At 49.7% G+C, this 23,565-nt stretch carries 22 protein-coding genes; 11 read left to right on the top strand and 11 right to left on the bottom strand.

All coding sequences use genetic code 11. The features are described from left to right. The 7 genes from ada to INP79_RS03490 form a co-directional block, all read right to left on the bottom strand. Nucleotides 1-1,107, bottom strand: a complete 1,107-nt coding sequence (gene ada / locus INP79_RS03520) for a bifunctional DNA-binding transcriptional regulator/O6-methylguanine-DNA methyltransferase Ada (protein WP_370583218.1) — start codon at nucleotides 1,105-1,107, stop codon at nucleotides 1-3. A 101-nt stretch (nucleotides 1,108-1,208) separates the two neighbouring features. Next, complete coding sequence (locus INP79_RS03515; RefSeq protein WP_194752944.1) at nucleotides 1,209-2,645, bottom strand: PLP-dependent aminotransferase family protein; 1,437 nt, start codon at nucleotides 2,643-2,645, stop codon at nucleotides 1,209-1,211. Between the two features lie 69 nt (nucleotides 2,646-2,714). Continuing rightward, entirely contained in the window at nucleotides 2,715-3,056 is a 342-nt protein-coding gene (locus tag INP79_RS03510; protein WP_228519700.1) for a hypothetical protein, read from the bottom strand. After that, entirely contained in the window at nucleotides 3,046-5,370 is a 2,325-nt protein-coding gene (locus INP79_RS03505) for an FdhF/YdeP family oxidoreductase (RefSeq protein WP_194752943.1), read from the bottom strand. Before INP79_RS03505 ends, INP79_RS03510 begins: the two co-directional genes overlap by 11 nt. A gap of 440 nt (nucleotides 5,371-5,810) precedes the next feature. Further along, on the bottom strand, nucleotides 5,811-7,967 hold the full coding sequence (locus INP79_RS03500; protein ID WP_194752942.1) for a TonB-dependent siderophore receptor: 2,157 nt from the start codon (nucleotides 7,965-7,967) through the stop codon (nucleotides 5,811-5,813). 110 nt (nucleotides 7,968-8,077) lie between these two features. Continuing rightward, nucleotides 8,078-9,340 carry a HAMP domain-containing sensor histidine kinase gene (locus tag INP79_RS03495; RefSeq protein ID WP_194752941.1) on the bottom strand — a complete coding sequence of 421 codons (1,263 nt, stop codon included), beginning with the start codon at nucleotides 9,338-9,340 and terminating at the stop codon, nucleotides 8,078-8,080. Then, complete coding sequence (locus INP79_RS03490) at nucleotides 9,333-10,007, bottom strand: response regulator transcription factor (RefSeq protein WP_194752940.1); 675 nt, start codon at nucleotides 10,005-10,007, stop codon at nucleotides 9,333-9,335. Before INP79_RS03490 ends, INP79_RS03495 begins: the two co-directional genes overlap by 8 nt. Before the next feature lie 509 nt (nucleotides 10,008-10,516). Between INP79_RS03490 and INP79_RS03485 the strand changes: the two genes are divergently transcribed. From INP79_RS03485 to INP79_RS03450, 8 genes are all read left to right on the top strand, one after another. Continuing rightward, entirely contained in the window at nucleotides 10,517-10,975 is a 459-nt protein-coding gene (locus INP79_RS03485) for a hypothetical protein (RefSeq protein ID WP_194752939.1), read from the top strand. Between the two features lie 184 nt (nucleotides 10,976-11,159). Continuing rightward, nucleotides 11,160-11,537 carry a hypothetical protein gene (locus INP79_RS03480; protein WP_194752938.1) on the top strand — a complete coding sequence of 126 codons (378 nt, stop codon included), beginning with the start codon at nucleotides 11,160-11,162 and terminating at the stop codon, nucleotides 11,535-11,537. Between the two features lie 154 nt (nucleotides 11,538-11,691). Further along, nucleotides 11,692-12,201 carry a hypothetical protein gene (locus tag INP79_RS03475; RefSeq protein ID WP_194752937.1) on the top strand — a complete coding sequence of 170 codons (510 nt, stop codon included), beginning with the start codon at nucleotides 11,692-11,694 and terminating at the stop codon, nucleotides 12,199-12,201. A gap of 69 nt (nucleotides 12,202-12,270) precedes the next feature. Continuing rightward, nucleotides 12,271-13,062: a hypothetical protein gene (locus INP79_RS03470; RefSeq protein WP_194752936.1), complete on the top strand. Its 792-nt coding sequence runs from the start codon at nucleotides 12,271-12,273 to the stop codon at nucleotides 13,060-13,062. A 105-nt stretch (nucleotides 13,063-13,167) separates the two neighbouring features. Then, the gene (locus INP79_RS03465; RefSeq protein ID WP_194752935.1) at nucleotides 13,168-13,362 is read left to right on the top strand and encodes a hypothetical protein; all 195 of its coding nucleotides are present in this window, start codon (nucleotides 13,168-13,170) and stop codon (nucleotides 13,360-13,362) included. A 328-nt stretch (nucleotides 13,363-13,690) separates the two neighbouring features. Continuing rightward, on the top strand, nucleotides 13,691-13,978 hold the full coding sequence (locus INP79_RS03460; protein WP_194740539.1) for a co-chaperone GroES: 288 nt from the start codon (nucleotides 13,691-13,693) through the stop codon (nucleotides 13,976-13,978). A 45-nt stretch (nucleotides 13,979-14,023) separates the two neighbouring features. Further along, nucleotides 14,024-15,661: a chaperonin GroEL gene (groL, locus tag INP79_RS03455; protein ID WP_194752934.1), complete on the top strand. Its 1,638-nt coding sequence runs from the start codon at nucleotides 14,024-14,026 to the stop codon at nucleotides 15,659-15,661. 246 nt (nucleotides 15,662-15,907) lie between these two features. Beyond that, entirely contained in the window at nucleotides 15,908-16,522 is a 615-nt protein-coding gene (locus INP79_RS03450) for an FKBP-type peptidyl-prolyl cis-trans isomerase (RefSeq protein ID WP_194752933.1), read from the top strand. Nucleotides 16,523-16,592: 70 nt separating this feature from the next. Here the strand turns inward: INP79_RS03450 and INP79_RS03445 are convergent, their stop codons facing one another. From INP79_RS03445 to INP79_RS03430, 4 genes are all read right to left on the bottom strand, one after another. Continuing rightward, nucleotides 16,593-17,585 carry an NAD(P)H-dependent glycerol-3-phosphate dehydrogenase gene (locus tag INP79_RS03445; RefSeq protein WP_194752932.1) on the bottom strand — a complete coding sequence of 331 codons (993 nt, stop codon included), beginning with the start codon at nucleotides 17,583-17,585 and terminating at the stop codon, nucleotides 16,593-16,595. A gap of 58 nt (nucleotides 17,586-17,643) precedes the next feature. Further along, entirely contained in the window at nucleotides 17,644-18,120 is a 477-nt protein-coding gene (secB, locus tag INP79_RS03440; RefSeq protein WP_194740535.1) for a protein-export chaperone SecB, read from the bottom strand. A 96-nt stretch (nucleotides 18,121-18,216) separates the two neighbouring features. Continuing rightward, the gene (gene grxC / locus INP79_RS03435) at nucleotides 18,217-18,474 is read right to left on the bottom strand and encodes a glutaredoxin 3 (RefSeq protein WP_019881487.1); all 258 of its coding nucleotides are present in this window, start codon (nucleotides 18,472-18,474) and stop codon (nucleotides 18,217-18,219) included. Nucleotides 18,475-18,510: 36 nt separating this feature from the next. Next, nucleotides 18,511-18,921: a rhodanese-like domain-containing protein gene (locus INP79_RS03430; RefSeq protein ID WP_194753834.1), complete on the bottom strand. Its 411-nt coding sequence runs from the start codon at nucleotides 18,919-18,921 to the stop codon at nucleotides 18,511-18,513. Nucleotides 18,922-19,054: 133 nt separating this feature from the next. Between INP79_RS03430 and gpmI the strand changes: the two genes are divergently transcribed. The 3 genes from gpmI to INP79_RS03415 all read left to right on the top strand — a co-directional run bounded on the left by gpmI (nucleotide 19,055) and on the right by INP79_RS03415 (nucleotide 23,471). Further along, nucleotides 19,055-20,605 carry a 2,3-bisphosphoglycerate-independent phosphoglycerate mutase gene (gpmI, locus tag INP79_RS03425; protein WP_194752931.1) on the top strand — a complete coding sequence of 517 codons (1,551 nt, stop codon included), beginning with the start codon at nucleotides 19,055-19,057 and terminating at the stop codon, nucleotides 20,603-20,605. A gap of 17 nt (nucleotides 20,606-20,622) precedes the next feature. Then, a complete protein-coding gene (locus tag INP79_RS03420) occupies nucleotides 20,623-22,002 on the top strand; it encodes a murein hydrolase activator EnvC (RefSeq protein WP_194752930.1) in 1,380 nt (459 codons plus the stop codon). A 263-nt stretch (nucleotides 22,003-22,265) separates the two neighbouring features. Beyond that, nucleotides 22,266-23,471, top strand: coding sequence for a C2 family cysteine protease (locus INP79_RS03415; protein WP_194752929.1), 1,206 nt, complete (start codon nucleotides 22,266-22,268; stop codon nucleotides 23,469-23,471). The last annotated feature ends 94 nt before the right edge of the window (nucleotides 23,472-23,565 follow it).

Below are 23,565 nucleotides of genomic sequence, written 5' to 3'. Positions count from 1 at the left end.
CTACGGCAAAAGTGGTTGGTCTGTAGACTCGTTGGTAAGCAGGGCCTGTTTACGCGCCACACCCCAGCGATAGCCAGACAGGGAGCCGTCCTGGCGAATCACCCGATGGCAAGGAATCGCCACCGCCAGCGTATTGGCCGCACAGGCACTGGCCACCGCCCTTACTGCCTTGGGTAAGCCGATACGGCTGGCAAGCTCGCTATAGGTCACGGTCGTCCCGCAGGGAATCTCCCGCAACGCTTGCCAGACCCGTTGTTGAAACACCGTGCCCTGCACGTCTAACGGCAAATTCAAGCCGAGTTTAGGCGCTTCTATAAAAGCGATCACCGTCGCCACCAATGACTCAAAATCAGCGTCCCCGCCTATCAGTTCAGCAGACGGGAACCTGTCCTGCAAATCATGCAGCAATGGTTCCGGGTCATCGCCAATCGCAATCGCGCAGACGCCTTTGGCACTACTGGCAACCAGCACCGCGCCCAGTGAACACTGCGCCAGGGCGAAACGTATCTGTGCCTGCTTACCGCCTTTCACATACTGCGCAGGCTGCATGCCCAGTGTTTGAGTGGCGGTCTCATAAAAACGGCTACTCGACCCATACCCGGCCTCATAAATAGCATCGCTAATCTTCATGCGGGCGCCAAGTTGCTGACGCATGCGCTGTGCCCGGTGTGCAGAGGCGTAGGCTTTAGGCGTCAAACCGGTCACAGATTTAAACAGGCGGTGAAAGTGACAACGGCTGACGCCGACATGGTCAGCCAACTGCGCCAAACTGGGGCTGGTCTCGGCGGTTTCAATCAAACGGCAGGCCATGGCCACTTTTGCGGCGGTGTCAGCCAAAGGTAATTGGTCAGGTTTACACCGCTTACATGGCCGGAAACCAGCGGCCTCAGCAGCGGCACAGCTAGTGTGAAATGCCACGTTTTCCGGGCGCGCCTGCCTGGCCCCACACGATGGCAGGCAATACACGCCGGTGGTTTTCACCGAGTAAAAGAACGTGCCATCGGCCTGCGCATCGCGGGCCAGCACTTGTTGCCAACGCGGATCATGCATCGTCGGGTGCTGCATGTGTGTTTGTTGCGGTGTTTGCATAGGATTGCGCGTCGTCATGGCCTGCCCTGTGATCTCTCCTTGATAAGCCTAACGATACAAGATCATGCACACACAAACACTCCGACTCTTGCGATTGAATTCCATCCGCGCAACGTCAGCTACGCCTGCCCCGCATGCCCTGCGGCCAGCATCTCGCAGGCCAGGGCGCCCACATCGCGAACAGCCTGCTCAATGGCCAGCGTCCATAAGTGGCTAAAATTGAGGCGAATATAATGGGTCAGGTCTTTTTTACGCGAAAAAATGGTTCCCGGAGCCACCGTAATTCCGTTCCCAATCGCGGCACGATAGAGTTCCAGCGCATCAATGGCGGGCGGCAACTTGACCCAGATCACATACCCGCCCTTGGGCTCCGAGAGCTGCGTCCCGGCCGGGAAGCTTTGTTCAATCACATTGCGCATCAACACATAGTTTGAGCGCAATGTATGGCGTAACTGCTTGAGATGCTGTTCGAAACTGTCGCGTTGCATAAACTTGGCAATCGCAATTTGCGGTGCCGACGTCAATGACAGGCTATTGAGAAACATCAGGCGCTCCACCTCCTGGCGGTAACGGCCTGCGCTGGTCCAGCCCACGCGGTAACCCGGCGCCAGCGATTTGGAAAAGGACGAACAATGCAACACCATGCCCGCGCGGTCAAACGCCTTGGCTGGCAAAGGCGCTGCATCCCTGAAATACAGCTCGCTGTAGACATCATCTTCAATCAGCGGGATATTCTGCTCGGCGAGAAACGCCACCAACGCCTGCTTTTTCGCAGCAGGCATCACAAAGCCCAGCGGGTTCTGGCAGTTAGTCGTAATCAGTACGGCCGCAATACGCACGTTATCAGTCACCGCGCGCAAGGCATCCAGGTCTATGCCAGAGACGGGGTCGGTGCGGATTTCTGCGACCTTCATGCCCAGGCGCTCTACCGTGTGCGCGAGGGCGTAATAGCCGGGCGACTCCAGGGCAATGGTATCCCCGGCCTTGGCCACCGCCTGCAGGCAGAGGGTGATGGCTTCCGTGGCGCCATGCGTAATCACAATATCATCCGGCGAAGCATCCATGCCATGCACGAGATAGCGGCGTGCAATCTGCTGCCGCAGGCTTTCGTTGCCAGGCGGCAAATCACTCAGCACGCCCCACTCCCCCTCGTCATCGGTCAGGGCTTTTTCATATTGATGGATTTTCTTCAGCGGGAACAGTTGCGGATCTGGAAAGGGCGATCCCAGCGGCACGGTGCCAAACTCGCGGATCGATTTAAGCGTGGTCAGCACCAGTTTGCTGGCGTCGATTTCAGACAAGTTGATATCTTTAGCCAGCGGGGAAGCATGGCGCTGTTGTAAACGTTTGCGTGGGGTGACGTAATAACCGGATTGCGGATGGCTGCTGATGACGCCTTCTTGTTCCAGTAACAGGTAAGCACGCAAGACGGTGCTGATACTGAGTTCGTATTTCTGGCTGGCCTGCCGCACCGAAAAAATCCTGTCTCCGGGGCGCAACACACCTTCATCAATCATTGCGCGTATGCGGGCGGCAAACGAGACATAAAGCTTCATGGTGACCAGGCTATGCAGGGGTTGTGATGCCTGTATTATACGTCAGGCGGCTATGCGCCCGTGCAAGATTTAGGTCGCCTGCAACGCCAGCGAAACTTCTTCGCCACTTTGCGTCAAGGCCGCGACCAGGCGTTCTTTTTGCGTAGACAGCTCCACCAGCGCCTGTTCACTCAACGCCGTCATCAACCGTTGCAAGGTACTCATGCGAATCCCCAGGCGCTTGCAAATTACCGCCAGCGACACACATGACCGGCCCTGCTCATGCTCGGCATGCAGCAACTCCAAAATCCCCAGCATCAACACGGTACTGTTATCCAGCGGCACATAGTCGGCGATAAAGCCCGTTTCCACCACAGTTTCATCAACCGTAGCGTCATCATGCAAGACGGTCAGGTCATTCTCAAGCAGCATGGGCTACCTCTGGCGCAGTGGTTTTTTCCAAAATCACCGGAATAGACTTGGAAGTTGGCGTGCGTGAGTCATCAGCCACACTTTCCAGCGGCACCAGATTATTGGTTTCAGGGTAATAGCCACTCAGACAACCTTGCGGAATGTCGTAAGACACCACCAGAAACTTATCCGCACGACGGGTAATTCCATCTTGCCACACACTGACCAGGTTGACCCAGTCACCGGCCACCAGCCCCATGCGCGCAATATCCAGCGGGTTCATAAATACCACGCGGCGCTGACCAAACACACCGCGGTAGCGGTCATCCATGCCATAAATGGTAGTGTTGTACTGGTCGTGCGAACGGGTGGTCATCAATACGAACAACTGGTCACCATATTGCTCACGCGCCTGGTGGATAGGCGAGTTTTGCGGAATCGCCTGCACGGTGAACTCAGCCTTGCCAGAAGGGGTTTTCCACACGCGCTCGCTGGAAGGCACCGGCATGCGGAAGCCACCTGGCGTCTTGATGCGCTCGTTGTAATCCTTGAATGCTACCGGCATGGTTTGCTCGATCGCATCACGGATTTTGCTGTAATCTTTAATGAACGCCAGCCATGGCGTTTTGCTGCGTTTGAGCGTGGCATGTGCCAGGCGCGCCACAATGGCTGGCTCGGAGAGCAGATGCGGTGAGGCAGGCTTGTTCATGCCATAAGAGATATGCACCATGCTCATCGAGTCTTCCACCGTCACGCCCTGTGGGCCGGTTTCCTGCGTATCGATTTCGGTGCGGCCCAGGCATGGCAGAATCAGGGCGTCTTTGCCATGCACCAGGTGACTGCGGTTCAGTTTAGTCGTCACATGCGCCGTCAAATCACAATTGCGCATGCCTTCCCAGGTACGGTCAGTATCCGGCGTGGCAATCGAAAAATTACCGCCCAGCCCAAAGAATACTTTACCCTTGCCGTCTATCATGGCCTGGATAGCGCCTACGGCATCATACCCTGGCGTTTTCGGCACCTTGATATCAAACACGCGCTCCAGGCTATCGAGAAACTCGGCTGGCATCTTTTCATAAATGCCGACGGTGCGGTTACCCTGCACATTGCTATGGCCGCGCACCGGGCACAGGCCTGCGCCCTCTTTGCCAATATTGCCGCGTAACAACATCAGGTTCACCAGCGTTTTAATGGTGGCGACGCCATGCTTGTGCTGGGTAATGCCCATGCCCCAGGTAGCAATCACGCGGTCGCCGGTGGCATAAATGCGGGCAATTTCTTCAATCTGCGCTAACGGCACGCCGGACTCTTCTTCAATCACCGCCCAGCTTTCCTGGCGTGCATCTTCGGCAATCGCTGCAAAATTATTAGTGTGTTGTTCGATAAACGCCAGGTCCACCACACGCTCGGTGCCATGCTTGACCGCTTCGTCATCCCATTGGATCACGAACTTGATCATGCCTTTAATCAGTGCCAAGTCACCACCCAGTTTGGGCTGGATAAAGAAATCACTGATTTTGCTACCCTTGAAAGACAGCATGTCAAACGGGCTTTGCGGGTCAGCAAACCGTTCCAGGCCACGCTCTTTCAACGGGTTAATGGCGACGATGCGCGCGCCTCGTTTGGCCGCTTCGCGCAACTCGCCCAACATGCGCGGATGGTTGGTGGCCGGGTTCTGGCCAAAAATCAGGATGGTGTCAGTATGTTCAAAATCATGCAAAGTCACCGAGCCCTTGCCGATACCCACGGTTGGCGGTAAAGCCATGCTGGTTGACTCATGGCAAAGGTTGGAACAATCCGGGAAGTTATTGGTGCCAAATTCGCGCACAAACAATTGGTACAAAAAAGCGGCCTCATTGGCGGCACGGCCAGAGGTATAAAAAATCGCTTCATTCGGGTCGGCCAACGCATTCAGGTGCGTGGCGATCAGCTCAAAAGCATCCTCCCAACTCACCTCTTCATACTTGTCGGTGGCAGCGTTATAACGCATCGGGTGCGTCAAACGACCTTCGTTTTCCAGCTCAAAATCGCCCCAACCCATCAGCTCGGTCACCGTGTGTTTGGCAAAAAACGCTGGTGGCGTACGCTTATTGGTCGCCTCTGCCGCAACGGCCTTCACGCCGTTTTCACAAAACTCAAAGGTAGACGTGTGCTCTTTGTCTGGCCAGGCGCAACCTGGGCAATCAAAGCCATCCGGCTGGTTTTGTGCCAGCAAGGTCATAATGCCTTTCACAGGAATCTTTTGCAGCGCCAGTTGCGCAGCGACTTGCTTTAACGCCCCCCAACCGGCGGCTGGGTGGTGGTATGGCTTAATGGAGGCTTTAGGTTGCGACATAGTTCCTACTGGCTTGCAAACGGTGGACTGGCATTCGCGAACATTTGCCAGCATATGAATACAGAATCACGATGACTACCATCCTAAGGCAGCCAAAGAAAGGAAACCAGACACAGAAACGCTGAATTTTTAGGGTACAGTTGCGTGCAAAAAAAGCACAGACCCCAGCACGGATGCGGAGTATTGCATCGCACTTTTATTGATTGAGCATTGACGTTCAAGACCTTCATCTTAATTTCGTCAACACTATCAAGTACTTTAGGGGTAACCATGCATTTTTTCGCCTATCCCCTGATATCCAGGTATAGACGGAAAATAGACAGGCTTATGCAGGAAAGAATTAGGGCACCAGATTGATCGTTAGACAACCAACCGTGAGCAGCGCCCCAACCAAGGCCACCACTCCCCAGGCATATTGGGGGGAGTGATGGGTTTACTTCTTAAAAGTTAGCAATCACTGACAAACGTGCAGCCAATGGCGAACCTGGTGTTGTATTGTTGTTATTGTGTGCATAGAGGTAATAGTCTTTGTTGAGCAAGTTCTCAATATTGAGTTGCACACGCAAATCCTTATTCACTTGCGCAAAGACTGCCGCATCCAAACGCACATACCCAGGCAATGTCACACTCGTTGATACGGTAGGTGCTGCCGCATACATCTCTGTGCGGCTAATCACACCCAGCGCTGCCCCCCACACCTCATTAAAGTCATAACGGTTCCACAACGAGAACGTGTGACGCGGCACCATTGCAACGTCTGCACCTGCAGGAATCACATTGGCCGCCGTTGCATTGGGCTGCGTCTTGGTAAACTCGGCATCCTGGTATGCGTAACCACCGGCAACACTCCAGGCGTCTGTCAACTTACCATTAATACCAAGCTCCACCCCTTTGGTCTGTTGTCCATCGACCAGAATCTGATTAGTGGTTGGGTTGGCAGGATCGGCAACTGCAATTTTGTTACGCTCTAACTTATATACCGCAGCAGTCAACGACAATGCCGGTGAATAATCCCACTTCACCCCCACTTCAACGTTGTTGTATTTTTCAGGATCGAATGATTTGTTAATGGCCGTCAAACTGGCTAGCTGCTCACCAGCACGTGGCACATAGCTGATGGTATAGCTGCTATAGACAGACAAGTTATCCACTGGCTTGTAAATCAACCCTACACGGGGAGAGAACAAGTCATCGCTAGTTTTGATATTGTGGTTAGCGTTCGTCGTCGCCAATCTGTTGTTTGTGAAATCCGTGTTAAAACGGTCATATCTTAAACCGGCGATAGCAGACCACTGATCATTAAACTTCATCTGATCCTGGAAATATGCGGCATAAGTATCATTTTGCACGTAGTTATCTGCATCCGAACCATTCTGGCGCCAGGTAATCGGTGCATTCGTTGTTGGATCACTTAGCGGAACATTCACAGAAGTCGTGGCATTATTAAAGAAGCCAGTTTCACGGAAGTTGGACGTACGTTGACGCCCCAGCTCCACGCCAACGACAGACTCATGTTTGATCAAACCAGTATCCCAATTAAAAATCAGGTCGGTTTGATTAATCAGGTTCTGACGATCTGTCGCATTGTTATAGGCATCGATTCTTACCAGGCCTGCAGCTGTGACTGGGCCATTCGCAAACACGTTCTGATAAAACTTGTTGTAATTTGCATAACGGGTGCGGTTCTTCAAAGTCACCCCGTTATCAAACAAGTGTTCGAACGACACGTTAAAAGATGTCAACTCTGTGTTGGTCGGGCTTTGCTTTGCATTACCAAAGAATGTTGAGCGATTGGTATCTACTGGACGATTGCCAAATGAAGCAACCCCACGATCTGCAATCCGATCGTCTTTGAAATACTCAAGGCCGACAACGATCTTGGTCTTATCAGACGGTTTAATGGTCACCGTTGGGTTAATCGCCTTACGCTCCAAACTCACACCGTCTCGATAGCTGTTACCATCTTCATACATGGCATTTAAACGAAAGGCCGCCACATCATTAATGGCCTGGTTAACATCAACAGTACCCCGCGCTTGATCAAATGAACCATACTGCAAGCCTATTTCGCGCAGGGTATCCCAGTTGGCTTCTTTGGTGACACGGTTAATCAGGCCACCAGCACCGCCACGACCAAAGATCATGCCGTTAGGCCCTTTTAAAATCTCGACGCGCTCAATGTTGTAAAGATCACGATAGTATTGTGTATCGTCTCTCACCCCATCCTGAAAGAAATCAGCCGTTGACGCGAGACCACGGAAAAGAAAGGTTTCACGGTTACCTTCCCCTTGGGCAGCGCCCACGCCCGGGGTGTAACGCACGATATCACCAAGATTCTGTACCGCCTGATCTTTCATCTGCTGCTTATTAAAAACAGTGATCGACTGCGGAATATCTATCAGATCGGTTGCAGTTTTAGTCGATGTGCTGGACTTTTTGGTGACGTAACCATTGGTGATTGGCTGCTCTTTAACACCAGAGACATTGACATCAGGCAGTGTTTGCACCTCTTCGGCTAACACAGGCTGCGTGCTCGCAAATACCATTCCAAGTATGGCAGCTAGCGGCCGCATGCGGAAAGATTGTGTGTGTTGCATTTATATTCCCTTAATCATTATATTGGAATGAGAATAAATCTCATTTCTTGAATAATAATTAACCGGGAATGAAGTTTCCGTTGGTATTTTGTGATTTTTTTGTGAACACCCTAAAAGCTGATGGTGAATGTTGATCCCAGGCCCGGCTCTGAATGCAGACTCAGGCGCCAGCCCTGGTTCTCACAAATTCGCTGAATCAGTGACAAGCCCAGCCCCAGCCCATCCAGGGGCAGCGCACTGCCGCGCACAAAAGGCTTTAATACCTGATGCTGCTGATCGAGGTCGATACCAACCCCGGTATCCACCACCGAGATTGAGGCACCGTTGAGGACAATGTTTACGTTACCACTTTCCGTATAGTTCAAGGCATTCCTGAGCAGGTTAGACAACACGGCTAACAACAAATCTGCATTAAACTTTTGCTCAGGCAATGTGCCTTTCTTCACCAGGCTAAACGCAATCTGTTTTTTTGAGAAATCAAGCTGCCAGCGATCAAATGCCTCCTGGCTAATTTGCGCCAGTGTTTGCGTTCTGCTGGGATTCACAACCGTATGCTCTGCACGCGCAATCATGAGCAGGGACTGAAGCAATTGCTGCATTTCTGAACTCGCACGCGCAATTCTATCAATCATTTCATAATCCGCGTCCTCTTTGCTTCGGTGCTGTAATAGCAACTCACAACTGGACGAAATAATCATCAAACCACTGCGGAACTCATGGCTCACATCACTGGTAAACAAGCGCTCCCGCCATAAAGCGTCTTTAATCTTGGTATACGCATCCTCAAAAGACTGGGCAAGACTGCCAATTTCATCATCAGAAAATTCTTCGGCAATGATGCGCTCGCCTAATGGCTGCTTTTTTCTTTGAGAAAAAACGTGAGACAGTTTGACGATGGGGGAAAGAATTTGACGGGCTAACAACCATCCAAACAGGCCGCCCACCAAGATTGTAAGCAAAAAGCCTGAGCGCAAGGCAAAAAACACATTATATTCAAACTCATTTTCAAACAAACTTTGGTCCTGCACCAAGATGTAATCATGGCCATTGATCGTTTGGCGATAGACAAAGTAGGTCAGCGGTTTTTTCTTAATTTCACTAAACCCGTTAGGCACACTACTCAGATATTTCGGAATGGCTGGATCCGGATACTCTGATGAATATAGATGCAAGCCCAACTCTTTCAAGGTCTCATTAGAATGCGACGAATTGGTGACGATCAGCCTAAGTTTGGTATCCATGGCAATCGACATCAGCTTATCTTCTGTTGAGTCAAAAATGCTATGAATCCCCAGGGTAAAGGCACCACCCACAAACAAGGCAATCAGGGTAAATGCGATCACAATACGTGATCTGATTGAAATTTTATTCATTGGCTAAACCGATACGGTATCCAATCCCATGAATCGTATGCACCAAGGGGCGGTCAAACGGTTTATCAATCTCAGAGCGCAGTTGATGGATATGCGCCCGCAGATTGTCCCCACGCGTAGAAACATCACTCCAAAAATGCTCTTCTAAATAACTACGCTTCACCGCATTCGGGCTATGCTGCATCAACAGTTCTAAAAGTTTTAATCCAAGCGGGGCGATTTTCAAAGTGACGCCTGCCCGTTTGACGGCCATGGTTTCAAGATCAAAAATGAGGTCATCTACAACTAATTTGGTACGCACCAGTCCATTTGCTCTTTTATAAATAGCAAGCGCCCTGGCTTCCAACTCTGATAGTGAAAAGGGTTTGACCAAATAATCATCTACCCCAGACTCAAAGCCTTTGAGACGATCATCCAAGGTATCGCGCGCCGTCAGCATGATAATCGGCGTGATACGATTACCATCTTGGCGCAAACGCTTGGTGAGCTGTATGCCATCAATACCGGGCAGCATCACATCCAGAATAATTAAATCGAACTCCTGCGTGACCGCCAGGTGTAAGCCCGTCAGGCCATCCTGGGCACAGTCGACCTTATGATTTTTGGCGAAATAATCTACGATATTGACCAAAATATCTTTGTTGTCTTCAATTACTAATATGCGCATATCCCACCTTCGAGCCCTCTGCAGCAGTATAATTGAGAATAAGACTTAATTGCAAAATGCATAACCGCCAAGCCACCTCTGCTTCCCGCTCAACGGGGTAAAAACTAGCGCTTAACCCCGCATACAACAAGCTATTTTTTACACACCATGCTTCTTATCTGAATTGCCATAAAAACATAGCAATCCAGTACAACTTATCAATCCTGTCGTCTGCAATTTAACTCAAGATCGACATCGATAAAAATCAAAGACTTAGAAAAAGCCTTGCAAAGCCCGATTTCAAGTCCACTGCAACATAAGTTGAGATTCGACTAAGCACGAAGTTTAATCTTTGATCATTTAGTCTAAAGTCACTGGCTCAGTATGCCAGCATTTAAGCAAGCGTAGCCCATATGCAATACTGAGTCATTAAACCTACATCCCCCGTTACGCCAGCTTAAACGGTCGGTTACAATGAGGGCAGATTTGATTACTGAACACCTAACCATTTAATCATATAAAAAATAACGATGAATCATTCTATCTTCACCGCAATCGTAGCCGCTTTAACTCTTGTTATCTCTGCACCTATCCATGCAGAAACTATCAAAGAAAGTGAAGCAAGAGCAAAACAAGTCATTCTAAGTCTTGCCAAAGACCCATCATCCGTAAAATGGCAAAAAACTTCTATTTCTGAAAACAAACATCATGCATGTTTAACTCTTGACTCTAAGAATAGTTATGGCGCTTATACAGGTTTTCTCACCTATCGGATGATGAGAAGAGACGGGAGTTTGAGTTGGCTTCTGCTCCAAGGATCGGAGCGTGATTTTGCTTCGCATCAAGCATGCGTTGAATTTATTACAAAAATGAACTTCTATGACAGTCCGGAAGGTCAACTCCAACTTGAACTTGAAGAGCAGCAGCGAAAGCAAAAAGAAGCTGAGCAATGGAAACAAATTGATGAGTTATCAAAGTCAAAGAATTGATTTCTCAATGAATGGTGTAGCTCAGTCTGACCCCATTGATATTTGGCTAGAGGTTGGTGGTGTTGCAGGTTTTAGCTAACTTCCCTCAAATCATTATTCAAGCGGGACACCTAAAGGCGCCCCTTAATTCAAAGGTTGAGCATCACATATATCATGAGCACATTCGTTCAAAACTTCACTCCAAATGAATCTCGATACAATAAAGAATTTATTTAGATCCGAGTTCGGTGGAATTGCAGATAAATTCCAAATTCACGATCTCCGCTTAATTGATGCACCTTTTGATAAAACACCAGGTGCCGCCTCCCCTGGCGTTTATGTTTTCATGAATGATCAGAATGTCATTAAAGTTGGTCGTCACCTACAAAACTCCCGCAAACGAGCGTTAGAGCATATCGCTGCAAACACGGGTAGCAAAATGGCATCACTACAAAATGATGAAGCAGTCAGACTTGTGCTTTTTAACATAAACAACCTTAAAGACTTGCATTGGGTGTTTGCTCTTGAGGTTTATTTTGAACAAAATTTACAGCCAGCTATTCGTTCTGCGCGCCTTGGCTAATTCCCCCCTTAAGTCAACCGTTATATTCAATATAGGTTACGAATACAGAAAACAAAAGCTATAAAAAAGCCTGCATGTCTTTAAGACCAATATGCATTCTCGCAATGTCCAAAAATAAGAAACCAAACAAAAGAATAAGGAATTAATACTGATTATGCACACCAATAGTAAGTCGGTTTTTAAGAAAATTAGCCTGAGCGTTAGTGCTGTCGCAGGTCTCGCAATATTTGCCGTATCTACAACCGCAGTCTCAGCTGCTTCGACGCCCCCAGCCAAGATACTTTGCACAGTGTCCAAGGTGGATCGAGCCGGAATTGAAGACTTACCCCCAGCACAATATGAGGCTCACCTTTTTGAATACATCGGGAAGCTCACCATTAAGCAAGAGGGTAACAAATTTAGTTATTCCTACGGAGAGGGGAAAGACACATATAAAGTTAAATATAAGGCCTCATACTCAAAACATTTCGCAGAGAAATCGCTGGGAGTATTTCAATCTAAAGTCTACGAATGGCTAGATCCAAGCGGATATTTAGTTTTGGTAAATGATCTCTTTGAGGCTAAATTCCACATAGACATGAAAAGCCTCCGATACTATGGGTATGACTCAGATTTTGGATACATAAACACTTATTCCGGTTCCTGCACGATACTAAATAAGTAAACAATAAAACCAATAAATAGCACGGGATTTCATCTACCCCGTAAGTTTCCATAATTACTGTTATATTTTATGACCCCGATCGAAAAAATTAAGACTGCTGCAAGAGAATGCCAAGCCCCTGAGCTAAATCAGGTCGTATATCTAGATAATGACTTACCGCTTTACATCCTGGGTGAAAAGAGCCCGCATACAGATTGCTTCATTGATGTTCCCGCAAAGGCCGTTGTTGCGTTAGGTCGCGGCGATTTCTGGGAACAAAATGAATCGTGGAAAGGAGTGTTAGATCATATACACGGAACGGATTGGACTGACGAGATTTTTGATTACTTCAGTTCTGACTTACTCAAAAACCATTTTCCTGCTCCTTCTAGCGGCGGAAATTTGCGTTTGATGTGTGTTGGCGGTGCTTGTGAGGTTGGTAACGGAAATCATCGCTTTGTAGCTGGGAAAAATTGGCTCATTAGTCAGCACGGTTCAAATGCCATATTTAAAAAGGCTCAAGTTTCGCATTACGAACTTCATAATGAGATTAAAAAGATATTTAGAAGAGCCCTCGAGAATGACCTTTCAGTGAGAATTTCATTTAATCGGATTAACGCACCGATCCAATATTGCATTTATTTGAGTGGTAAATATATGCATGAGCTTTGGGCGTGGGATGGTGAGTCGCTAAGTTTGTTTAAGCGATATGGCTGGCTCAAGTCATTTAAGTTGAGGCTATTTAAGATAAATCCTGATTTTGGTTTTAATTTTAATTGGAGGCATTTGCCTAAAAGCGTCATCACGCAAATGCTTGATGACGACTGGGCAAAAGAACAACTATCAGCAATCAGCAAGCCTGTTACTAATCCATCTGATTAACTTTCATCATCATTGTCCATGCTTCCAGTGTTTCAGTTGCTGTCGCACCAGTTACTACGTTATACAGGTTTTCTTACCTATCGGATGATGAGAAGGGGCTGGATCTTGAATTGGCTTCTGCTCCAAGGATCGGAGCGTGATTTTGCTTCGCATCAAGCCTGCGTTGAATTTATTACAAAAATGAACTTCTATGACAGTCCTGAAGAGCAACGCCAATTTGAACTTGAGGAGCAGCAGCGAAAGCAGAAAGAAGCTGAGCAATGGGAGCAAATCGATGAACTATCAAAGTCACAGAATTGATTTCTCAATTAATGGTGTTCTCGGTCTTAAAAGACGAAATATATCCCACACATAACTAAGTTAAGACTTAGAAAATTATTTAAACATCCCCAACCATATGATTTTATTGCAATGACACTCTCGACTTGCATTGCAAAAATCTCAAGTTGAATTACAAACGACCCATACCCATAAAAATTTTGCGTGTTTGCTCTTGAAATCAAAAAAGCCTATCCCCAATTAGCAATCAAGGTGCGCGAGTGCTAAAATGCGTACCGCTTTTATTGAATTTGTTGTACCCCCCACATTTAACCTAATAACACTTTAAGAAAACTCCAAGGAGACATTCATGAGTATTCGTCCATTGCACGATCGAGTGATCGTTAAACGCGCTGCTGAAGAGCGCACAACCGCTTCTGGCATTGTGATTCCAGACAGCGCTACCGAGAAACCAGACCAAGGTGTGGTGCAGGCAGTAGGCAATGGTAAAAAAGACGACAACGGTAAAGCAATTCCTTTGGACGTCAAAGTCGGTGACAAAGTGTTGTTTGGCAAATACTCTGGCCAGACTGTAAAGGTTAACGGCGAAGAGCTGTTGGTCATGCGTGAAGAAGACATCATGGCGATTGTTGAGTAATCACTCACAACGAATCCCAAACATTTGAAATTTAGGAGAATTTAAATGGCAGCTAAAGACGTAAGATTTGGTGATGACGTTCGCCAAAAAATGGTAAATGGTGTCAACGTATTGGCTAACGCAGTGCGAGTGACTCTGGGCCCTAAAGGCCGCAACGTGGTATTGGAGCGTTCTTTCGGCGCGCCGACCATTACTAAAGATGGTGTTTCTGTGGCTAAAGAAATCGAATTGAAAGACAAATTCGAAAACATGGGCGCACAGATGGTGAAAGAAGTGGCTTCTAAAACCAACGATATCGCTGGTGACGGTACAACCACTGCAACGGTATTGGCACAAGCGATCATCCGCGAAGGCATGAAATCTGTTGCTGCTGGCATGAACCCGATGGACCTGAAGCGCGGTATCGACAAAGCGGTTGAAGCAGCTGTCGCTGACCTGAAAGCACAATCCAAACCATGTACTACCAGCAAAGAAATCGCCCAAGTGGGTGCTATTTCTGCTAACTCCGACACCTCTGTTGGCCAGATCATTGCTGACGCGATGGACAAAGTAGGTAAAGAAGGTGTGATCACTGTTGAAGACGGTTCAGGCCTGACTAACGAGCTGGACGTGGTTGAAGGTATGCAGTTTGACCGTGGCTACCTGTCCCCTTACTTCATCAACAATCCAGAGCGCCAAATCGCATTGCTGGACAATCCTTTTGTGTTGTTGCACGACAAAAAAATCTCCAACATCCGTGACCTGCTGCCAACCTTGGAGCAAGTAGCGAAAGCTGGCCGTCCATTATTGATCATTGCTGAAGATGTAGACGGCGAAGCATTGGCAACCCTGGTTGTGAACAACATCCGTGGCATCCTGAAAACCACTGCTGTGAAAGCGCCTGGTTTCGGTGACCGTCGTAAAGCCATGTTGGAAGACATCGCTATTTTGACTGGCGGCACAGTGATTTCTGAAGAAGTTGGCTTGAAACTGGAAGCCGTACAACTGCATGACCTGGGCCAGGCAAAACGCATCGAAGTGGGTAAAGAAAATACCATCATCATCGACGGCGCTGGCAACGAAGAAGCGATCAAAGCCCGTATCGGCCAGATCAAAACTCAAATCGAAGAAGCAACCAGCGACTACGACCGTGAAAAACTGCAAGAGCGCGTGGCCAAACTGGCTGGCGGCGTTGCGGTGATCAAGGTTGGCGCAACGACTGAAATCGAAATGAAAGAGAAAAAAGCCCGTGTTGAAGATGCATTGCACGCAACCCGCGCTGCCGTTGAAGAAGGCATTGTAGCTGGTGGTGGCGTAGCCCTGATCCGTGCTCGCGAGGCGATTGCCAAAGTGAAAGGTGACAACCTGGATCAAGATGCTGGTATCAAAATCGTACTGCGCGCCGTTGAAGAGCCATTGCGCCAAATCACTCAAAACGCTGGTGTTGAGCCATCTGTTGTGGTGAACAACGTGGCTGCTGGCAAAGGCAACTACGGCTACAACGCTGCCAACGAAACCTATGGCGACATGGTTGAAATGGGCGTACTGGATCCAACCAAAGTAACCCGTTCTGCATTGCAAAATGCGGCTTCAGTGGCTGGCTTGATGCTGACCACTGACTGCATGGTTGCTGAACTGCCTAAAGAAGATGCACCAGCTGCGCCGGATATGGGTGGTATGGGCGGCATGGGCGGTATGATGTAATTTTGCATTTAAGCAGTTCAGTGATACTGCGTTGCGCAAGTCTTGCCATACTTATTGTATTGTCTTCGACTTGCGCGCCTTGTCTCACTTTCCTGCTTAACGCAAAATGCCCTCAGCAACACTTAAACAAAACCCGCTTTTGCGGGTTTTGTTTTATCAAGCACTCTCCGTCATAATGATGGATTAAATAATTGCTTCACTCACGCACCCAAGCGTTCTATTTAAATAACGAAAGAATTCAACACCATGGCAAATCAATTAGAGACTTTAACCCAACGCTTAAGTTACATCGTCGGCGAGAACCTGGCACATCAACTGAAAAACGATGGCCTGGCACTGGATGCAGAAGTAGTCGCACTCGCGGTGAAGGATGTGATGTCTGACCAGCCATCTCGCTTAACGGATGATGAAAAAAGAAGCACCGTCGAGCAGGTACAACAAGAGAGCCAGGACAGACGAACGGCTGCGCTTGCTAAAAACAAAGCTGAAGGCGAAGCCTACCTGGCAGACAATGCTAAAAAAGAAGGCGTGACAACGACGGCAAGCGGCCTGCAATACAAGCAGTTGGAAGCAGGTAACGGCGCCAAGCCAACCACTAGCGATCGCGTGAAAGTGCATTACCACGGCACGCTGACTGACGGCACGGTGTTTGACAGCTCTTATGACCGTGGCGAACCAATTGTATTCCCGGTCACCGGCGTGATTGCAGGCTGGGTAGAAGGCTTGCAACTGATGAATGTAGGCAGCAAATTTGAGCTGACGATTCCAGCACATTTGGCCTACGGCGCGAATGGCAGCGGCCCGGTGATTGGCCCGGATGCTACCTTGGTGTTCCAAGTTGAGTTACTGGGTATCGAGTAAGTTTACGCTATAAAAACAAAAAACCAGACCGAAGCTTGGTCTGGTTTTTTATTTGTGCCAACAAGATTGACTAAACCGATTCCTGACGCTGACCCCTTCCCAATAAAGCAGTCACCGCTTCCTGCGCTGTTTTCTGGTTAGTCAGCAATTGATTCACTTCAAAGGTAATCGGCATTTCCACGCCTATGGTTTCAGCACGACGCATCACTTCGCGCGCGGTGTTCACGCCTTCAGCCACATGCCCTAAACCCGCCAGGATGCTTTCAAGGGATTTGCCAGAAGCGAGCTGCAAGCCAACTTCGCGGTTACGTGAATATTGACCGGTACAGGTCAATATCAGATCGCCCGCACCAGCCAGGCCCATAAATGTTTCTGGCTTAGCGCCCAAGGCCATACCAAAACGCGTAATTTCGGCCAGGCCACGCGTAATCATGGCAGCGCGTGCATTGTTACCAAAGCCCATACCATCCGAAATACCCGCAGCAATCGCCATCACGTTCTTCACGGCGCCGCCCACAGAAGCACCCACGACATCGACGCTATCGTAAACACGCAAGCAACCGCCATGAATAAGCTGCGCTGCCTGTTGCGCCAGTTCACGGTGATTCGCCGCCAGTGTAATGGCCGTAGGCAAACCACGCACCAACTCAGCGGCAAAGCTGGGGCCACTTAATACGCCCCATGGGTAGTCTGCGCCTAACTCTTCTTGTGCTACTTCAAAAGGTAATTTTGCCGTTTTCGGTTCCAGGCCTTTATTGGCCCAGATCAAAGGTTGTGTGATATCCAAGGCTTTGAGTTGTTGCAAAATAGGCCGAAAACCAGCCGTAGGCACGACCGACAGAATTAAATCTGCGCCATGCACGGCGGCAGCCAGGTCATCGTCTACCGTGAGTTTTTCAGGAAAGGGAAAATCGCCCAGATAGAGCGGGTTGGCACGCGCCTTACGCATGCCGGAAACGTGCCCGCTATTACGCGCCCACAGCACTACATCGTGCTGCAGGGCGATATGCATGGCGAGCGCAGTACCCCAGGCACCGGCTCCTAAAACTGCGACCTTACTCATTTGACTTTATCCAGAAGCATCACCGAACGCATCAGTGATGTACTTTTAATTGAATCAATTAGTTAGGTGCGCCAGCAGCTTGCGCGGCTTGTTGCTGTTGTTGCAGGTACAACGCTTCGAAGTTGATCGGGTTCAACAACACTGGCATAAAGCCTGCGCGTGTCACCATGTCAGAAATCGCTTCGCGGGCATATGGGAACAAGATGTTCGGGCAAGCCACGGCCAGGATAGGCTCCATGTTTTCTTGTGGCACGTTGCGGATAGCGAAAATACCGGATTGTGTCACCTCTACCAAAAAGGCGGTTTTGTCTTCGATTTTGGCAGTCACGGTCACTTTGATAGACACATTGAAAATACCGTCTTCGATTTGCTGTGCGCTGTTGCCCAGCTCTACGTTGATTTGTGGAGTTGCACGCTCAGTGAAAATGGCAGGCGCATTTGGCACTTCAATTGAAGCATCGTGTACATACAATTTTTCAATGCTGAAAATCGGTGCTGCGTTTTGTTCTGTTTGGTTCTGTGAGTCCTGAGCCATGAATTATCCTTAATAATTATCAATACACAAAGCCGCTATTCTAACCGGACATCCCCGGCCTGACTATGTGTTTTTTGTGACAAAAAACAATGTGGTTTAAGCCGCCAGCAATGGGTCCAGGCCGCCTTGTACATCCAGTGCGTGCAAGTCGTCAAAGCCACCCACATGCTGCTCGCCGATAAAAATCTGCGGCACAGTACGGCGACCGGTTTTTTCCATCATTTCAGCACGCAACTCCGGCTGCAAATCGACGCGGATTTTTTCAATCTCGGTCACACCCTTGTTCTTCAGCAAGCGCTCCGCATTGATGCAATAAGGGCATACTGCAGAGGTATACATCACGACTTTAGCCATACAATTCCTTTTAAAAACATTACTGCTTGAACCGCGCTATTTGCTGCTCGGCATTTTGGCCTCTATCCAGGCCTGCATGCCGCCTTTGAGGACATTCAAGGCGGTAAAATTTTGCGCCTTGAGCAATTTGGCCGCCGCATTGGCGCGTCTGCCACGTTCGCAGACGACCAGCACCGGTTTATCGCGAAACTTTTCCAGTTCCTTGAGGCGCGCAGATAATTGCGATAACGGTACATTACGCGCACCCTGCAAATGCCCCTGGGCAAACTCGTCAGGCTCACGCACATCCAGCACCAGCGCAGATTTTCTGCTCATCAGCATCACCGCTTCAGTGACTGAAAGCACAGAAATTCCTGCCGCCGAGCGACTCAGCATAGGCAGCAACAAGGCCAGACCAGAGCCAATGGCCAGGCCGATTAATAATACATTCTGTCTAAAAAACTCCACTTGTACACTCACCTGTTCTCGTCATGTTTACACCAGGCTGCGCCCTTGCTGGGTAGGCGTCTCCTGCGGTTGCGATTATAATAGACGAATTCATCAATCCGACGTTCCGTCACCACTTTAAAGATTGTTAGCCATGTCTATCAAACCTGTCATTTTGCTCATCCTCGATGGTTTTGGTCACAGCGAGACCACTGAATTCAACGCCGTGCTGCAAGCCAACACCCCGAATCTGGACCGCTTGAAAGCCACGCATCCACACGGATTGATCAATGCCTCTGAACATTACGTTGGTTTGCCAGATGGGCAGATGGGCAACTCTGAAGTAGGCCACTTGAATATTGGGGCGGGACGTATTGTCTTTCAAGACTTTGAACGTATTAATAACAGCATCAGCAGCGGTGAGTTCTTTAAGCTGCCTGCCCTGGTAAATGCCATGCAGGCACTCAAGGCCAGCAACAAAGCGCTGCACATCCTGGGCTTGCTGTCTGACGGCGGCGTACATAGCTACCAGCCGCATATTCACGCCATCCTGGAGATGGCCAAGCAACAAGGCCTGAGCAAGGTCTATGTACACGCATTTCTCGATGGCCGTGACACACCACCAAAAAGTGCACAGCCTTACCTGCAAGCACTGGAAGACCACCTGAGCGGACTGGGTGTGGGCAAAGTCGCCTCCGTCGGCGGGCGTTTTTACGGCATGGACCGGGACAAGCGCTGGGAGCGTGTCTCGGTTGCTTATGAACTGCTGGTCAACGGCACGTCTGACTATATTGCGCCTGACAGCCTGACCGCTTTGCAACAAGCTTACGCACGTGATGAAAGTGATGAATTCGTCAAATGCACGGCGATTCGCACCGCCGATGCAGCACCGGTACGCATGGAAGATGGCGACTGCCTGGTGTTTATGAACTTCAGGAGTGACCGCGCGCGCCAGTTGACCGATGCCCTACTCAATCCGCAATTCAGCGGTTTTGAACGCAGCCGCGTGCCGAGCTTCAGCCATTACTTTACGCTGACGCAATACGACAAAAACCAGGCCCTGGCCGAACCAGTATTTGCGCCATTTACAGTGCCCAACACCTTTGGCGAATATGTGTCCAATCTGGGGCTGAAACAGCTACGCATCGCCGAAACTGAAAAATACCCACACGTCACCTTCTTCTTTAATGGCGGCGAAGAAACCGTGTTTGCAGGCGAAGACCGTATCCTGGTGCCGTCGCCCAAAGTAACCACTTACGACTTACAGCCAGAAATGAGTGCGCCAGAAGTCACAGACAAACTGGTAGCTGCGATTGAGTCGCAACAATACCAGGCGGTGATCTGCAATTATGCTAACGGCGACATGGTGGGCCATACCGGCAACCTGCAAGCGGCGATTAAAGCGGTAGAAACACTGGACACCTGTGTGGGACGCGTGGTTGCTGCGGCGCAAAAAATGGGGGCAGAAGTGATTATTACCGCCGACCACGGCAACGCCGAAAGCATGTTTGACCATGCCAGCGACCAGGCACATACCCAGCACACCACTAATCTGGTGCCGTTTATCTATATCGGCCGCGCAGGCACCATTACATCAGGCGGCGCACTCTCTGATATCGCACCGACCTTGTTGTCGCTCATGGGCGTGCCACAACCCGCCGAAATGACAGGTAAAAACCTGATCACCCTCAATGCAGCGGCCTAAGCAGGCCTGGCGGGTGCATGCCTGATTTCAGCATGATTGCTTACCCACGGCCCAAACGACTGTGGGCAGCCCTGGCTACTTGCCTTGCCTTGTGTGCAAGCGGCTTACCCATGCCTGCGTACGCAGCGTCCAATGACAAGGCGGAAACCACCAAGGGCGACCTGGAGCAAGTCAAAGAAAAAATCCAGCAATTAGCCAACGCCCTTAAAGCCTCACGTGTCGCCAAGCAAGATGCGCATGAGGCGCTAAAGGCCTCGGAAACGGCCATCAGCAGTTCTCGTAAAAAACTGCGCGAAATCCAGGATGCGCAACAGGAAAACCGTGGCAAATTGCAAGACCTGCAAAAGCAGTTATCCCTGTTGCAGCGCCAGGTGAACCAGCAACGCAACGCCCTGAGTCAGCAGCTCAACCAGCAATACCGCCATGGTAACAACAGTCCACTGCAAATGCTGTTGCAACAGCAAGACCCGGCCAATACCACGCGCAACCTGAAATACCTGGGTTACCTCACGGCAGCGCATCAACAGCAGATTCAGTCATTGCAAGACAATCAGGAGGCGATAGACCGCGTGCGTTCGGCCACCACCGAGCAACTGCATGAAACCGAGCGTCTGGCTAGCCAATACAGCGAAACCACGCAAAAACTGGAAGGTGAAAAGTCGCGTCGCACTGAGGCCTTGAACGAGCTTTCCAAGCAGATTGAAACGCAAGAACAACAGATGGTGCGTCTGAAAAAAGACGAAGAAGCCTTGTCTCAGTTGTTCCAACGCCTGCTGGCGGAAGCCAAGAAACGTGAACAGGAAGCGCTGGCCAGAGCCAAGCGCGAAAAAGAAGCGGCGGCGAAAAAAGCGGCCGAACTGGCACGTAAGAAAAAGTCCGGCGGACGGACGTTTGAGCGGTCACCGCAAACGAATGTAGAGGACAGTGAGAGCAATACACAAAGTAATACGGTCATCGCCAAAAACGAAACACTGCCAGAGTACAACGCCAATAAAGAAAACTTTTCCCAGTTGCGCGGTCGCCTGCGCCTGCCAGTGCGTGGTGATGTGATCAATCGCTTTGGCACCGCACGCGCCGATACCGGCGTCAGTTGGAAAGGTATTTTCATCCGCGCCAAAGAAGGCAGTGAAGTCAAATCGGTGGCAGGCGGACAAGTGGTGTTTGCTGACTGGATGCGCGGTTTTGGCAACCTGATCGTGGTCGACCATGGCAATGGTTACATGAGCCTATACGGCAACAACGAGGCGCTTTACAAGTCTTCCGGGCAAAGCGTCAAATCCGGCGATACCATCGCCGCCGTCGGCAATAGCGGCGGCAATGCCGAGAATGGTGTGTATTACGAACTGCGCCGCAACAGTATTCCTTTTGATCCGCTGCAATGGAGCAGCGTGCGTTAGCTCTGCGCCGTCTAGCCTGATCATTCAATCACACTCACCACCTTCGTTTCAAGGTGGTTTCTTTTTATCTGCTTAACGAGTAGCCACCTAAATATTGATAAATTAATTTAAATTTAATTATCATTTATTAACACATTGAGATACCATCAAACTTCCGGGAAGTAGCCGGGAGGCTGTCAGCGTCATTTCGTATAGTCCTCATTACCCTAGCAATCAACTTAACTCGTTTTTATTCATTAAAACAATCGCTTAGGAGAATAGCCATGGAAGTGAATATTGGAGTGATTAACCCTTATGCCGTCGCAGAAGTCATTGCGCAAAAGAAAATCAACTGGGAGCAAGTCGCAGAACCGCAAACCATGCTGGCCGAGATTTTAGGTGTGAGCGCAGAGCAGATTTTTGACCTGCGCAACCCTATCCTCAGGCCAGATGCAGAGTTCGCCGCCGATGGTAGTCTGAAAGTATTGTCGGAAGCGCAGACTGCCGCCAGGGTCACCAACTTTTTTCAAGCGCAAGCAGCGCCAGTCACCAGATCTATCGCCGCACAACGGCTCAGATTAGCCACTATCCAGAAAAATACCGTGATCTCTGACACTCTAATGCGCGCCACGGTGCAAGTAAGCGGTACCGGCACACCGTGGACACCGGCGGATAAAGACTGGGTAGACATGGGTGACTACTTTGAAGATGTGGCAGAACTGAATGACCCGATACAGGGCGCGCTAGGGGACTGTTACTTTATTGCCGCTATGGCGTCAGTCGCCTGGGCCAGGCCTTATGCCATTGTCAATATGATCCGGCCTTCGGCCTGGGGCAATGAGGAGCAGCCGATACACAAAGTCAATTTTTATAAAAATGGGGCCGGGGCGGCGCAAGCAGTAGAAGTGACAGAGTTAGTGCCAGTCAGCAAACCTGCGCACAACTGGGTCTATGCCAGATCACTGGATGCGGGGGAAACCTGGCCAGCCGTGATGGAAAAAGCCTACGCAAAATGGCGCACCAGTAATAGCACAGATTTTCCCAACTATCCGACCATCGCAGGGGGCGACCCGGTGAACGCCTGCGCCGAAATCATCAGCGGTGAAAAGACTTATGTCAGCCATAGTGGCAAAACAGGCGATGATTTGTGGACATTTGTCCGTAGCCATTCGCTCAGCAGACGCACGATCAACCCGATGGTGGCCTGGACCTATGGCTCCTCCCCTGCCGGGACGAATTACAGCACAGCCAAGGTGGTTGGCAATCATGCGTACTCAATCCTAGGCTGGCAATATGTTGGCGGTGAAAAATACATCGTGTTGCGCAATCCTTGGGGCACGCATCATGCCGTGCTGGATACGCTGTCAGGCAATTGGTCTGCTTACCAGATATCGTTCTCAGCCAGTATTCCACTCAATAGCAACGGTGTGTTTGCCATGAAGGCGAGTACCTTCCAGAAGTATTTTGCAGGCTCAGGTGTCGTAGTATAAATGACACATGCCTTTGCCAGCCACTTGCAACCAACGTGGCTGGTAAAGGTCATCATCGCCAGACCATCACTTTGCGAATCGTAACCATCCTGTT

The sequence above is a fragment of the Methylophilus sp. QUAN genome, assembly GCF_015354445.1.
Classification (GTDB): Bacteria; Pseudomonadota; Gammaproteobacteria; order Burkholderiales; family Methylophilaceae; genus Methylophilus.
Note: the sequence above shows the minus strand (reverse complement) of the source record. Positions and strands in the feature narration are given on the sequence as shown.

Excerpts from the sequence above, each read along its gene's own strand:
- INP79_RS03495 (WP_194752941.1), bottom strand. The coding sequence starts at position 9,340 with ATGAATAAAATTTCAATCAGATCACGTATTGTGATCGCATTTACCCTG.
- INP79_RS03500 (WP_194752942.1), bottom strand. The coding sequence starts at position 7,967 with ATGCAACACACACAATCTTTCCGCATGCGGCCGCTAGCTGCCATACTT.
- grxC (WP_019881487.1), bottom strand. The coding sequence starts at position 18,474 with ATGGCTAAAGTCGTGATGTATACCTCTGCAGTATGCCCTTATTGCATC.
- INP79_RS03480 (WP_194752938.1), top strand. The coding sequence starts at position 11,160 with ATGAATCTCGATACAATAAAGAATTTATTTAGATCCGAGTTCGGTGGA.
- INP79_RS03415 (WP_194752929.1), top strand. The coding sequence starts at position 22,266 with ATGGAAGTGAATATTGGAGTGATTAACCCTTATGCCGTCGCAGAAGTC.
- INP79_RS03420 (WP_194752930.1), top strand. The coding sequence starts at position 20,623 with ATGCCTGATTTCAGCATGATTGCTTACCCACGGCCCAAACGACTGTGG.
- INP79_RS03450 (WP_194752933.1), top strand. The coding sequence starts at position 15,908 with ATGGCAAATCAATTAGAGACTTTAACCCAACGCTTAAGTTACATCGTC.
- INP79_RS03470 (WP_194752936.1), top strand. The coding sequence starts at position 12,271 with ATGACCCCGATCGAAAAAATTAAGACTGCTGCAAGAGAATGCCAAGCC.
- INP79_RS03505 (WP_194752943.1), bottom strand. The coding sequence starts at position 5,370 with ATGTCGCAACCTAAAGCCTCCATTAAGCCATACCACCACCCAGCCGCC.
- INP79_RS03475 (WP_194752937.1), top strand. The coding sequence starts at position 11,692 with ATGCACACCAATAGTAAGTCGGTTTTTAAGAAAATTAGCCTGAGCGTT.
- INP79_RS03510 (WP_228519700.1), bottom strand. The coding sequence starts at position 3,056 with ATGCTGCTTGAGAATGACCTGACCGTCTTGCATGATGACGCTACGGTT.
- INP79_RS03445 (WP_194752932.1), bottom strand. The coding sequence starts at position 17,585 with ATGAGTAAGGTCGCAGTTTTAGGAGCCGGTGCCTGGGGTACTGCGCTC.
- gpmI (WP_194752931.1), top strand. The coding sequence starts at position 19,055 with ATGTCTATCAAACCTGTCATTTTGCTCATCCTCGATGGTTTTGGTCAC.
- INP79_RS03490 (WP_194752940.1), bottom strand. The coding sequence starts at position 10,007 with ATGCGCATATTAGTAATTGAAGACAACAAAGATATTTTGGTCAATATC.
- groL (WP_194752934.1), top strand. The coding sequence starts at position 14,024 with ATGGCAGCTAAAGACGTAAGATTTGGTGATGACGTTCGCCAAAAAATG.
- secB (WP_194740535.1), bottom strand. The coding sequence starts at position 18,120 with ATGGCTCAGGACTCACAGAACCAAACAGAACAAAACGCAGCACCGATT.
- INP79_RS03515 (WP_194752944.1), bottom strand. The coding sequence starts at position 2,645 with ATGAAGCTTTATGTCTCGTTTGCCGCCCGCATACGCGCAATGATTGAT.
- ada (WP_370583218.1), bottom strand. The coding sequence starts at position 1,107 with ATGACGACGCGCAATCCTATGCAAACACCGCAACAAACACACATGCAG.
- INP79_RS03485 (WP_194752939.1), top strand. The coding sequence starts at position 10,517 with ATGAATCATTCTATCTTCACCGCAATCGTAGCCGCTTTAACTCTTGTT.
- INP79_RS03460 (WP_194740539.1), top strand. The coding sequence starts at position 13,691 with ATGAGTATTCGTCCATTGCACGATCGAGTGATCGTTAAACGCGCTGCT.